The sequence below is a fragment of the Streptomyces sp. NBC_01006 genome (assembly GCF_045162725.1).
In the GTDB taxonomy this organism is placed as follows: domain Bacteria; phylum Actinomycetota; class Actinomycetes; order Streptomycetales; family Streptomycetaceae; genus Streptomyces.
Map to the genome: position 1 here is coordinate 7,476,820 of NZ_CP108700.1, position 12,940 is coordinate 7,489,759.

Annotated in this window: 9 protein-coding genes; 8 read left to right on the forward strand and 1 reads right to left on the reverse strand. The window is 70.6% G+C overall.

Features of this window, described 5'->3' with window-relative positions; genetic code table 11:
* The first annotated feature begins 1 nt into the window (after nucleotide 1).
* From OG509_RS34095 to OG509_RS34125, 7 genes are all read left to right on the forward strand, one after another.
* Nucleotides 2–1,564 (forward strand): gluconokinase, GntK/IdnK-type, encoded by a 1,563-nt coding sequence (locus OG509_RS34095; RefSeq protein WP_406186431.1) that lies wholly within the window; start codon nucleotides 2–4, stop codon nucleotides 1,562–1,564.
* A gap of 32 nt (nucleotides 1,565–1,596) precedes the next feature.
* Nucleotides 1,597–2,520 carry a cyclase family protein gene (locus tag OG509_RS34100; RefSeq protein WP_406186432.1) on the forward strand — a complete coding sequence of 308 codons (924 nt, stop codon included), beginning with the start codon at nucleotides 1,597–1,599 and terminating at the stop codon, nucleotides 2,518–2,520.
* 161 nt (nucleotides 2,521–2,681) lie between these two features.
* On the forward strand, nucleotides 2,682–4,262 hold the full coding sequence (locus OG509_RS34105) for a GMC oxidoreductase (protein WP_406186433.1): 1,581 nt from the start codon (nucleotides 2,682–2,684) through the stop codon (nucleotides 4,260–4,262).
* A 160-nt stretch (nucleotides 4,263–4,422) separates the two neighbouring features.
* The gene (locus tag OG509_RS34110) at nucleotides 4,423–5,262 is read left to right on the forward strand and encodes an SDR family oxidoreductase (RefSeq protein WP_406186434.1); all 840 of its coding nucleotides are present in this window, start codon (nucleotides 4,423–4,425) and stop codon (nucleotides 5,260–5,262) included.
* 39 nt (nucleotides 5,263–5,301) lie between these two features.
* On the forward strand, nucleotides 5,302–6,786 hold the full coding sequence (locus tag OG509_RS34115; RefSeq protein WP_406186435.1) for a cytochrome ubiquinol oxidase subunit I: 1,485 nt from the start codon (nucleotides 5,302–5,304) through the stop codon (nucleotides 6,784–6,786).
* On the forward strand, nucleotides 6,786–7,838 hold the full coding sequence (locus tag OG509_RS34120; protein ID WP_406186436.1) for a cytochrome d ubiquinol oxidase subunit II: 1,053 nt from the start codon (nucleotides 6,786–6,788) through the stop codon (nucleotides 7,836–7,838). Before OG509_RS34115 ends, OG509_RS34120 begins: the two co-directional genes overlap by 1 nt.
* A gap of 78 nt (nucleotides 7,839–7,916) precedes the next feature.
* A complete protein-coding gene (locus OG509_RS34125; protein ID WP_406186437.1) occupies nucleotides 7,917–9,683 on the forward strand; it encodes a cation:proton antiporter in 1,767 nt (588 codons plus the stop codon).
* Here OG509_RS34125 and OG509_RS34130 read toward each other — a convergent pair.
* Nucleotides 9,680–11,527, reverse strand: coding sequence for a glycoside hydrolase family 15 protein (locus OG509_RS34130; RefSeq protein ID WP_406186438.1), 1,848 nt, complete (start codon nucleotides 11,525–11,527; stop codon nucleotides 9,680–9,682). The two genes, OG509_RS34125 and OG509_RS34130, sit on opposite strands and share 4 nt — an antisense overlap.
* Before the next feature lie 112 nt (nucleotides 11,528–11,639).
* On the opposite strand from OG509_RS34130, the gene OG509_RS34135 reads away from it, so the two are divergent.
* The gene (locus tag OG509_RS34135; RefSeq protein WP_406186439.1) at nucleotides 11,640–12,932 is read left to right on the forward strand and encodes a DUF2254 domain-containing protein; all 1,293 of its coding nucleotides are present in this window, start codon (nucleotides 11,640–11,642) and stop codon (nucleotides 12,930–12,932) included.
* Nucleotides 12,933–12,940: the final 8 nt, after the last annotated feature.

Genomic DNA, 12,940 nt, shown 5'->3' on the forward strand with positions numbered 1-12,940 from the left:
TATGGCGCGTCACCACGCGAGGGCCGAGCCGCGAGCCCGTGCGGCGGGAGCGCCGGCATTCGTGGTGCTCGTGACCGGCGTGGCGGGGTCGGGGAAGTCCACGGTGGGCCTGCTGCTGGCCGACCGGCTCGGCTGGGCCTACCAGGACGCGGACGATTTCCACACGCCGGCGAACCAGGCCAGGATGGCGGCCGGGGAGGCCCTGTCCGAAGCGGACAGACGCCCTTGGCTGGCTGCGGTCGCGGCATGGATCGACCGGCGGATCGCGGCGCGGGAACCCGCCGTCATCGCCTGCTCCGCGCTCAAGCGCGCCTATCGGGACCAACTGGCCGCAGGACGGCCCGAAGTACGGCTGGTGTACCTGCACGGTTCACGGCAACTCCTCCGGTCCCGGCTGCTGTCCAGGCACGGCCACTTCTTCCCCGCCGAGCTGTTGGACAGCCAGTTCGCCGATCTCCAGGAGCCGGAGCCCGAAGAGCACGCCTGCGTCGTGGATGTCGACCGGCCACCGCAAGCCGTGGTCACAGCCGTCGTCGCACTGCTCGGCACCGGCACCGGCACCGGCAATGGCACCAGCACCGGCAATGGCACCAGCACCGGCACCGGCACCAGTACGGACACCGAGGAGCCACACATGCCCCCCACGGCATCAGGAGAACAGTGGCGGCTGCGCCACGGCGCGCACGAGGCGGTGGTGGTCGAGTTGGGCGGTGCCCTGCGCCACTACGAGGTGGCCGGGCGGCCGCTCCTCGACGGATTCGCCGCCGACGAGCAGATCACCGGCGGTCGCGGGCAGCTCCTCGTGCCCTGGCCGAACCGGGTGGGCGGCGGGCGCTACCGGTTCGGCGGCGACGAGGACCTGCAACTCCCGCTGACCGAACCGGAGAACGACAATGCGATCCACGGCCTCCTGAGGTGGGTTCCGTGGCGGCTGCTCGCCCGCAGCGAGGACGCGGTCACGGTGGGCACCAGCCTCTTCCCGCAGCCGGGATATCCGTACCGGCTGGAGGTCCGCGCCGAGTACCGGCTGGGCCCGGAGGGGCTCGAGACCACCGTCACCTCCACCAACCCGGGAGACACCGCCGCGCCCTACGGCGTGGGCCAGCACCCCTATCTGACCGTGGGCACCGACCTGGTGGACACCGCGCTGCTGACCGTGCCGGCCGGCCTCCGGCTCAGCACCGACGAACGCGGCCTGCCGATCGGCGAGGAGCCGGTCGAGGGCACGGCGTACGACTTCCGCACTGCCCGGCCCATCGGCGAGCAGCGCCTGGACACCGCGTACACGGGTCTCGACCGGGACCCCGCCGGCCACTGCACGGTCCGGCTCGCGCATCCGTCGGAGCGTCACGGCATCGACGTACGGCTCGTCGACGGCATCCGGTACGTGCAGGTGTACACCGGGGACACGCTGCCGGAGCCCGGGCGGCGCAGGCGCGGTGTCGCCATCGAGCCGATGTCCTGCCCGGCCGACGCCTTCCGCAGCGGGACGGCGCTCACCGTCCTGCAACCGGGCGACAGCCACGTCTTCCGGTGGGTCCTGGCCCCGTGGGGGTCCTGGTGACCCCGCACACCGGGCCGTCGACGCCGCAGCCCATGACAGGCGACGCCTTCCGCGCGTTGTACGAGGAGCTGCGCGAGCGCAGCCCCCGTGCCCCCGACGACCGGCGCGGTGCGCTCGGCCACCTGACGCCCGAGCGGGTCGTGGCCGCCGCCGCCGAGGTCCGCTCCGGACGTACGGTGTCCCTGGCCGCGCCCATCGAAACCCTGCCCGGCCCGGACAACCCCGACCCGGCACGCCACCGTATGATCGTGCCCGCTGCCGGTGAGACCGGTGAGACCGGCGGCGACGGGCTGCACTTCGCACGCGACCGATTCGCGATGAACGTGCACGGGGACGCGGACAGTCATCTCGACGCGCTGTGCCACGTGCTGTTCGACGGTGAGCTCTACAACGGAGTGCCGGCGAGCAGCGTGACGTCCGAGGGCGCCGGCGCGCTCTCCGTCGAGGTCGTCCGGGGCGGCATCGTCGGCCGTGGCGTGCTCCTGGACGTTCCGCGGCTGCGGGGCGTGCCCTGGCTGGAGCCCGGAGAGCACGTGACCACCGCCGACCTCACCGCGGCGGAGGCGGCCCAGGGGGTCCGGGTCGGGCCGGGCGACGTGCTGTTCGTACGGGTGGGGCACCGCCCTCGGCGCCAGGAGCGCGGGGCGTGGAACGCCGCGCAGGCCCGGGCCGGCCTCCATCCCGAGGCCGTACGGTTCCTGGCCGATCGGCAGGTCGCCGCACTGGGGTCGGACGGCAACAACGACACCGCGCCCAGTGCGGTGGCCGGCGTCGACTTTCCCGTGCACGTGCTGGCGGTGCACGCCATGGGAGTGCATCTGATGGACTACCTGCAGTTCGAGGAGTTGACCCGGGAGTGCGCCCGCGAGGGCCGGTGGTCCTTCCTGTGCACGGTGGCGCCGCTCAGGCTCCCGTCGGCCACAGGCTCGCCCGTCAACCCGATCGCCGTCCTGTGACCGGCCCGTAGGGGGCCGACCGCACGGCCGCATCGTGCGGTCGCCGTACCCGGGAAGGAGGGATACGTTCGAAGGGGTGGGGTGGCTGCCGTGTCCCGGCAGCGCGCAGACAGAGGACCCGGTGACAGTGCGGGCCCGCGAGCGCAAGGACGGTGGTCGCCGTGGGCGACACCCCGCACTACGACGTCGTCATCATCGGTACCGGCGCCGGCGGCGGTACGCTCGCCCACCGGCTCGCCCCGTCCGGAAAGCGGGTACTCATCCTCGAACGCGGTGACTACCTGCCCCGCGAGCGGGACAACTGGGACTCCACCGCGGTGTTCGTGAAGGGCAAGTACCGTGCCCCGGAGTTCTGGCTGGACAAGAACGGCGAAGAGTTCCCGCCCGAGGTCAACTACTACGTCGGCGGCAACACCAAGTTCTACGGCGCCGCCCTCTTCCGGCTGCGGCCCGAGGACTTCGGCGAGCTCCGCCACCACGACGGGCTCTCGCCCGCCTGGCCGATCCGGTACGAGGACCTGGAGCCGTACTACACCGAGGCCGAGCACCTCTACAAGGTGCACGGACGCCACGGGGAGGACCCCTGGGAGGGGTCGTACAGCGCCCAGTACGCCCATCCGCCGGTCGAACACGAGCCGCGGATCCAGCAGCTGAGCGACGACCTGGAGAAGCGGGGCCTGCACCCGTTCCACCTGCCCATCGGCGTCGACCTGAGCCAGGACGAGAACGGGCGGGCGACCAGCTCCAGCGTCTGCATCCGCTGCGACCGCGTGGACGGCTTCCCCTGCCTGGTGCGCGCCAAGTCGGACGCCCAGGTGATCTGCGTGGAGCCCGCCCTGCGGCACCCGAACGTCGAGATGATCACCAATGCCCGGGTGGTCCGGCTGGAGACCGACCCGACCGGACGCACCGTCAGCACGGTCGTGACCCGGAGCGAGGACGGGGCCGAGACCCCGTACACCGCGGACATCGTGGTCGTCGCCTGCGGGGCGGTCAACTCGGCGGCGCTGCTCCTGGCCTCGGCCAACGACCGCCACCCCGGCGGGCTGGCCAACAGCTCCGACGTGGTCGGCCGGCACTACATGCGCCACAACAACCTTGCTCTGATGGCCATTTCGAAGGAGCCCAACCCCACGAAGTTCCAGAAGACCCTGGCCCTGCACGACTGGTACCTCGGCGCCGACGACTGGGACTACCCGCTGGGCGGCATCCAGATGCTGGGCAAGTCGGACGCCGACCAGATCCACGGTGAGGCGCCCCGCTGGGCGGGCGCCGTGACCCCGGACATGCCCTTCGAGGTCATGGCCCACCACGCGGTCGACTTCTGGCTGTGCGGCGAGGACCTTCCGCTGCCCGACAACCGGGTCACCGTCGACGGCGACGGCACCATCCGTCTCGTGCTCGACGAGAAGAACAACATCGAGGGGCTGAAACGCCTGCGGCACAAGCTCCAGGGCATGCTTGGCCATCTGGGGATGCACGAGCACCATCTCCTGTCGCGCAGCATCTACCTCCACAAGGGCATGCCGATCGGCGCCACGGCGCACCAGGCCGGCACCGTACGGTTCGGCGACGACCCGGCCACCTCCGCCCTGGACGTGAACTGCAAGGCACACGACCTCGACAACCTGTACGTGGTCGACACGAGCTTCTTCCCGAGCATCGGCGCGGTCAATCCGTCCCTCACGGCCATCGCGAACGCCCTGCGGGTGGGCGACCACCTGGTGGAACGGCTGAGCTGACCCCGCGGGTTCCTCCGACCGGGCGGCGGTGCTCGGCCGCGTGGCCCAAGACCGCCTCGCCCGGGACGCCGATCTCCCCGAGGGGTGATTTGGTGGCGTTCGGGCCCTGCCGGGCCGCGGGCCGGCGCACCGGACCGGGCATTCGAGGAGGCAGTCGATCGTGAGTTCCACCGAGGGTGTACCGCGGGGAGTGATCCCCGCTCACCTGCTCAAGGGTCAGAAGGCACTGGTCACCGGCGCCAACAGCGGGATCGGAAAGGCCACGGCCATCGGCCTGGGCCGGGCCGGCGCCGACGTGGTCGTGAACTACGTGGCGGGCAAGGAGGACGCCGAGAAGGTGGTCGAGGAGATCGCCTCGTTCGGCGTGCGCGCCGCCGCGTACGAGGCGGACGTGTCCCAGGAGGACCAGGTCGTGGCCATGATGGACCGGATGGTCCAGGAGTTCGGCACGATCGACATCCTGGTCGCCAACGCCGGACTGCAGCGCGACGCCCCCTTCGAGGAGATGACGCTCGCCCAGTGGCAGAAGGTGCTGGACGTCAACCTCACGGGCCAGTTCCTCTGCGCGCGGGAAGCGACGAAGGAGTTCCTGCGGCGCGGCGTCGTCCCGGAGGTGTCCCGGGCGGCCGGAAAGATCATCTGCATGAGCTCCGTCCACCAGATCATTCCCTGGGCGGGGCACGTGAACTACGCCTCCTCCAAGGGCGGCGTGCAGATGATGATGGCGACGCTGGCCCAGGAACTCGCGCCCAAGAAGATCCGCGTGAACGCGATCGCTCCCGGAGCCATCAAGACGCCGATCAACAGGGGCGCGTGGGAGACGGAACAGGCCAGGCAGGACCTGCTCAAGCTGATCCCGTACGAGCGCATCGGCGACCCCGAGGACATCGCCTACGCCGCCGTGGCCCTCGCCTCCGACCTCATGGACTACGTCGTGGGCACCACGATCTACGTGGACGGCGGGATGACCCTCTTCCCCGGCTTCGCCACCGGCGGCTGAGCCCCCTCCGAGCTGTCATCCCGAGCGCCGAAGGAACGCATGCACACCACGCTCCAGCTGCTGGCGGCGGACGACCCCGCCCAAATGCTCCCGGCCAGGGAGCTCATGGCGTTCACCCTCGCCTCCCACATCATCCTGGTGCCGATGGGAGTGGCGCTGCCGCTCATCACCCTCGTCATGCACCACCGCGGCCTGCGCAGGAACGACGCCACGGCCCTGCTGCTGGCCCGGCGCTGGTCGGCCGTGATGGCCGTGCAGTTCGCGATCGGCGTCGTCACCGGAACCGTGCTGTCGTTCGAGTTCGGCCTGCTCTGGCCGGGGCTGATGGGCAAGTGGGGCGATGTCTTCGGCATCGGTTTCGGTGTCGAGGCCTGGGCCTTCTTCCTCGAAGCGGTGCTCATCGCCATCTACCTGTACGGCTGGCGCAGGCTGAAGCCCCGCACCCACTTCCTGCTCGGTCTGCCGCTGCCGGCGACGGCGCTCCTGGGGGCCTTCGGGATCCTGGCCGCCAACTCGTGGATGAACACCCCGCAGGGGTTCACGCTCGACTCCCAGGACAACCCGGTCGACGTGAACGTCTGGAAGGCCATCTTCACCCCGATGTTCGGACCCCAGTACTGGCACTTCGTGGTGGCGATGCTCGTGACGGCGGGCTACGTCGTGGCGGGCGTGTACGCGGTCGGATGGCTGCGCGGCCGCCGGGACCGCTACCACCGGCTCGGCTTCACGGTCCCCTTCACCCTCGCCGCGGCGGCCACTCCGGTGCAGTTCATGCTGGGGGACTCGATCGCCCGGCAGGTGTTCCGGAAGCAGCCCGTGAAGTTCGCCGCGATGGAGATCGTCTGGGAGACCGACACCCACGTCCCGGAGTACCTGTTCGGCCGGCTCCATCCGGACGGCACCGTCTCCGGCGGCATCAAGGTCCCCCAGCTCGACTCCATCCTGGCCGGGTTCAGCCCGGCCACCAAGGTGACCGGGCTGACCTCCGTACCGGCGAGCGACCGCCCGAACGCCACTCAGGCCACGATCGCCCACTGGGCCTTCGACATCATGGTCGTGATCGGAAGCCTGCTCCTGCTGCTCGCCCTCTGGTACGGCCTGGTCTGGCTGCGCCATCGCCGGCTGCCCCGCTCCAAGTGGTTCTACCGCAGCGCGGCCTGCGCCGGCGTCGGCTCCGTCGTCGCCGTCGAATGCGGCTGGATCACGACCGAGGTGGGGCGCCAGCCCTGGATCGTCTACCAGAACATGCGCGTCGCGGAGGCCGTGACCTCGACCCGCTCCACCACCCTCTGGATCATGTTCGGGCTGGTGGTCGTGGTGTACGTGGCCATCTTCGGGGCGTTCCTCACGGTGCTGCTGAAGCTGCGCGACCGCTGGCGCCTGGCCGACGAGCAGGCGGACGGGCGGCCGGGCGAAGCACCGGAGGCGGACACCCCCTACGGTCCGCGCCCTCCTGTCCCGGCCGGTGACGCCCCGTCCTCGGGAGACAGCGGCTCCACTCCGTCCGGGGGAGGTGGTACGTGATGGCAGACCTCGTCGCCTTCGTGATGCTGCTCGCCGTGGCCGCGTACGCCTGCGCCGGTGGGACCGACTACGGGGCGGGCTTCTGGGACCTGACGGCCGGGGGAGCCGAGCGCGGCAAGCGCCCCAGATGGCTGATCGACCACGCCATGGCGCCCGTGTGGGAGGTCAACAACGTCTGGCTGATCTTCGTCCTCATCCTCATGTGGACCGGATTCCCCGTGATGTTCGAGACGGTGTTCACCGCGATGTGGCTCCCCCTGGCGCTGGCCGCCCTCGGCATGGTCCTGCGCGGCGCCGGGTTCGCCCTGCGCAAACCCAGTCGTCGCCTCGCCCGGCGGCGCCTCTACGGCGCCGTGTTCGCGATCGCCTCCCTGCTCACCCCGTTCTTCCTCGGGGCGGCCGTCGGTGGCGTCGCCTCCGGCCGGGTCGCGCCGGGTACCGAGGCCTCGGCGGACGCGTGGGCCAACCCCACGTCCCTGCTGTTCGGGCTGCTCACCGTCGCCGCGACCGCACTCCTCGGCGCCGTGTTCCTGGCCGCGGACGCCGCGCGCTTCGACGCACCCGACCTGGTCGGCTACTTCCGGCTCCGCGCCCTCGGCAGTCTCGCCGTGGTCGCCCTGTTGGCCGTGGGCGTGCTCCTCGTCACCCACGGCGACGCCCCCTACGTCTGGCACGGACTGACCCACGGTGCGGGGCTCGCCCTCGTGATCGTGGCCGCGGTGTTCTTCGCGGCCACGGGACTGCTCGTGCTGCGCGGGCAGACGCACTGGGCCCGCTTCAGCGCCGTCGGCATCGTCGCCGCGGCCGTCTTCGCCTGGGGCCTCGCACAGCGCCCCTACCTCATCCCGACGTCCCTGACCGTGGCGGATGCCGCGGGCGATTCCCAGACGCTGGTCTGGCTGTCGGTGGTCAGCCTCGTCGCCGTGCTGCTCGTCGCCCCGGCCGTCTTCTTCCTCTACTGGATGGACACCCATGGTGAGCTGGAACCGCTCGCCGAGTCCGACCTGCGCCGGGCCGGCCCCACGAGGGGTGACGTGGTCGACGGCGACTGAGCTCCACCGGCAGGAACGGGGCCGCCGGAACCTCGTCGAGTCCCTCATCGCGCCCGTGCGGGGAGGAAGGAATCCGCTGTGAGCGAGAACGACGTCCTCCTCGGCATCGCCCTGACCGTGGCCCTGGCCGCCGCCTGCCAGATCCTGGCCGGCAAGCTGCGCATCCCGGCGCTGATCCTGCTGCTGCCGGTCGGGTTCGCCGCGGGCGCCATGACCGACGTCATTCACCCGGACCAGCTGATCGGGGAGGATTTCTCCGCCCTCGTGTCGCTGTCGGTGGCGGTGATCCTCTACGACGCCGGTCTCGGCCTCGACCTGCGCAACCTCACCGGCCAGACGCGCGCGATCGTGGGCAGGCTGCTGCTCTTCGGGGTGGCCATCACCTTCCTGGCCGTCTGCGCCGTCGGCCCGGCCCTGTTCAGCATGTCGCTCAGGGTGGCCGCGATGGTGGGCATGATCCTCGTCGTGTCGGGGCCCACGGTCGTGGGGCCCCTGCTCCAGTACGTGCGGCCCACGGACAAGGTGCGGCGCCTGCTGATCTGGGAAGGGACGCTGACCGACCCGATCGGCGCCATCCTCGGCGCGATCGTCTTCCACGCCATCGACACGACGCACCGGATCGACATCGGCCGGGGCTACCAGGTGGGCCAGTTCCTCCTCAGCATGGCGGTCGGCCTCGTCGGCGGATGCGTGGGGATCGCGCTGCTGTGGCTGACCCTGCGCGTGCTCCGGCTCGGTGAGGCGCTCGGCACGCTGGCGCAACTGGCCACGGTGATCGCCGTGTCGGCGGGATGCGACATCGTCCGCGACGACACCGGGCTCATCGCCGCCATCGTCATCGGGATGGCCGCCGCCAACATCCGGCGCTTCGACATGCCCGCTCGCCGCCCCTTCTTCGAGACTCTGGTCCAGCTGATCATCGGACTGCTGTTCATCTCCATCTCGGCCAGCGTCACCCCGGCCTCCCTGAAGCCCGTGCTCCTGCCCACGCTCATCCTCGTCGCGCTCCTCGTGCTCGTGGTGCGGCCGTTCGTGGCCTTCGTCGCCACCATGGGAAAGGACATGACCAAGGGGGAACGGGAGTTCACGGGCTGGATGGCCCCGCGCGGCATCGTCGCGGCCTCCACCGCCGCCGCCTTTTCCGCGAGCCTCGTCGAACTGGGACTGCGCGGCGCATCCAAGATCCTTCCCATCACCTTCCTGGTGATCGTCTCCACGGTCGTGCTGTACGCCCTGACCGCGGGCCCCGTGGCCCGGCGGCTCGGCGTCGTCCAGCCGAACCTCACCCGGCCGCTGCTCGTGGGGGGTGCTCCGTGGGCGATCGCGCTGGCACGAGCGCTGCGGTCGGCGGGGCTGGACGTACAGATGTGGGCGGGACTGGGCGAGGAACGCGAACGGATCAAGGACGCCGGAATCAAGCTGGCCAGGGGAGACCTGCTGGCGACCGCCACCAATCCCCGGGCCCGGCTGGAGGGGGTCAACGCCGTCTACCTGCTCACCGATGACGACGACTTCAACGCGCTCGCCTCGGTGGTGGTCGAGGACAACGTCGAGGGCCCCGTCTACCGGGTGGGACCGCCCCAGGAGGGCCACGGTGTCGTCGCGCCCTACACGGGCGGCGCCATCCTGTTCGGCGGCTCACTCGTCAGACACGTCCTGGCGGAACGGTACGAACAGGGCGCCCGGTTCCTGGTGCGGCCCGCCTCCGATCCCGTCCCGCCGGGGCACGAAACGCTGTTCGTGGTCACCGCCGGCGGCCGGCTGGATCCGGTCGACGAGACGCAGCCCGTGACCCCGCACGACGCCGACCTCCTCGTTCTGCTCGGCCCCGTTCCAGCGGCCTAGTCACGGTCCTGTTGGGAGCGGTTCAGCCTCTCGTCCAGCGTGATGGCCGCATCGATGAGCGCGAGATGGGTGAAGGCCTGCGGGAAGTTGCCGAGCTGGCGGCCCGTCAGGGCGATCTCCTCGGAGAACAGGCCCAGGTGGTTGGCGTACGTCATCATCTTTTCGAGCACGAGCCTGGCCTGATCGGTCCGCCCGGCCCGTGCCAGGGCGTCGACGTACATGAAGGTGCACAGGGAGAAGGTCCCTTCGGAGCCGCGCAGACCGTCGGGCGAGGCCTCGGGGTTGTAGCGGTAGACCAGGCTGTCGGTGACCAGCTCCCGGTCCATCGCGTCCAAGGTGGACCGCCACATCGGGTCGTCGGGCGTGATGAACCCGACCGTCGGCATCCGCAGCAGCGAGGAGTCGAGCACATCGCTCCCGTAGTGCTGGACGAACGCCTTGCGGCCCGGGTCCCAGCCCTTCGCCAGGACCTGCTCGTAAATGCTGTCGCGCTCGGCGGCCCAGCGGCCGCTCTCGGCCGGCCGGCCGTGTTCGACCGCCAGCCGCAGCGCGCGATCGAACGCGACCCAGGACATCACCCGGCCGTAGGTGAAGTTCTGGCGTCCGCCGCGGGTCTCCCACACCCCCTCTCCGGCCTGGTCCCAGTGGTCCACGAGCCATGCGAGCAGCGTGCGCAGCGACTTCCAGCCGTGGACGTCCAGGTGGATGCCGTGCTGGTGGGCGAAGGAGATGCTGTCGAGCGCCTCACCGTAGATGTCCAGCTGCAGCTGTGTCGCCGCCCCGTTGCCTATGCGCACGGGGGCGGATCCCTGGTACCCCTCCCAGTGCTCCAGGGTCTCTTCGTAGAGATCGGAGGAACCGTCCACCCGGTACATGATGTTCAGCGGTCCCGTGTCGGTGTCGCGACCGGCCTTCTCCTTCACCCGGTCGCTGAGCCAGCCGATGAACGCCCTCGCCTCATCGGTGAACCCCAGCCCCAGCAGGGCGTACACGGAGAAGGACGCGTCACGGATCCAGGTGAACCGGTAGTCCCAGTTGCGCTCGCCGCCCAGTTGCTCCGGCAGCCCCGCCGTGGGGGCCGCCACCAGGGCGCCGCTGGGCGCGTACGTCATCAACTTCAGCGTCACGGCGGAGCGCTCCACGGTCTCGCGCCACCGGCCCGTGTACCGGGACTGGCGCAGCCACGACCGCCAGTACTCCCGGGTTTCGGCGAAGAGTTCCTGGAACTCGGCGACCCGGATCTCGCGCGGCGGCCCGTCCGCAGCCGACTCCATGACCAGCCCCCGCTGCTGTCCGGCCTCCAGCCCGAGCTCGACGCGCAGGTCGTGTTCGCCGGTGACGGTGTGCACCAAGCGGTCGTCCTCGGGCTCCCGCACCACGCTGAGGGTGAGTTCCAGGTCCTCCGAGGCGAAGACCGCCCCGTTCTCGGTGACGTGCAGCGTGTGCGGCTTACGGCCGTAGTCGAACCGCGGTGCGATGTCGACCTGGAAGGTCATGGTGCCCCGTACGCAGCGGAGCATACGGACCAGGCGGTGGCGGTCGGTGGCTGTCGTCCCGGTCACCGGCATGAAGTCGACCACCTCGCCGGCACCGGTCTCGGTCATGAACCGCGTCACGAGAACCGCGGTGTCCGGCAAGTACAACTGCTTCGTGGTGTACGTGCTTTCCGTCGGCTTGACGGTGAAATGGCCGCCCTTCTCCCAGTCGAGAAGAGCACCGAACACGCTGGGCGAATCGAAACGCGGACAGCAGAACCAGTCGATCGTTCCGTCCGTGGTCACCAATGCCGCAGTCTGCAGATCACCGATCAGGCCGTGGTTTTCGATCAGCGGGTAGTCAGCCATGGGAAAGCCCCTTCCGACGCCACCCCATCAGCGTAAGCACAGGATTGCGTGAGAGCCTCCCGAGCGGTCGGCCCCTGCACCCGCCGGGAAACGGCTTTACCATCGGACCGTGATGTCCTGGGCGGCGCGCTTCCGGTTGCGTCAGTACGCCAAGGCGAGCCTGTGGATCGTCCCCCTGTTCGGGCTTCTGCTGGGGGCGCTGCTCGCCGAATGGGCCGCCCGCGCGGAGGGAGCGGGCTGGCTGCCGGGCACCTGGCAGTACTCCGCCTCGACGGCGAGCACGGTGCTCGCCTCGGTCGTCGGGTCCATGGTCGCGCTGCTCGGGTTCGTCGTGACCATCGGCGTACTCGTCGTCCAGCAGGCCACGGGAACCTTGTCCCCGCGCTACATGCGCCTGTGGTACCGCGACCGGCTGCAGAAAGCCGTGCTGGCCACGTTCACCGGAACATTCGCGTTCGCCTACTCCCTCTTGCGCGGCATCGAGTCGGACTCCGTCCCCGACCTGGGGGTGACCCTGTCCGGCGTGGCCGTCTCCGTCAGCCTCGTGCTGCTGCTCATCTACCTCAACCGGTTCACCCACAACCTCCGGCCCGTGGCCATCGCCGACCTGGTGGGGCGTTTGGGCGAGAAGGTGCTGGCCCAGGGGACGCAGCACCTCCATCGCCATGCGGTACGCGAGGGGGCTTCCCCGCCGGATGCCGGTCCGGTGACCCCCATCCGCTCCGAACGCGGCGGAGTGATCCAGGCGTTCGACGCGGCGGGGCTGATCGCCGCCGCCGTCCGCAACGACTGCGTCCTCGTACTGGCCCACCAGATCGGCGACTTCGTACCGCCCGGCACCACCCTGGTGGAGGCGCACGGCTCCGCGCCGCCGCCCGACCCGCGGCGGGTGACCGGACTCGTCGCCCTCGGAACCGAGCGCACCATCGAGCAGGACCCCGCCTTCGCCCTGCGCATCCTCGTCGACATCGCCATCCGCGCCCTCTCTCCCGCCGTGAACGACCCCACGACCGCCGTGCAAGTGCTCAACCACATCGACACGTTCCTGCACACGGTCGGCCGAGCCCGGTTGCGCGAGCAGTACGTGCTCGCCGACGACCAGGGCCGGCCGCGGCTGGTGCTGCCGGGCCGCAGCTGGGAGGACTACCTCCGGGTCGGCGTCACCGAGATCCGCGAGTACGGGGCCACGTCCCTCCAGGTGTGCAGGCGGCTCCGCGCCCTGCTGGAGGACCTGCTGGAGACTCAGCCGGCCGAGCGTCTGCCGGCGGTACGCGCAGAGCTCGTTCTCCTCGACGAAGCCGTCCGGCGGACGTTCACCGACCCCGCCCGCCGCGCCAGTGCGCAGACCGCCGACCGGCAAGGCATCGGCGGTGGGCGGCGCCCGCGGAGCGAACCCTCCCGATGAGCCGGCCG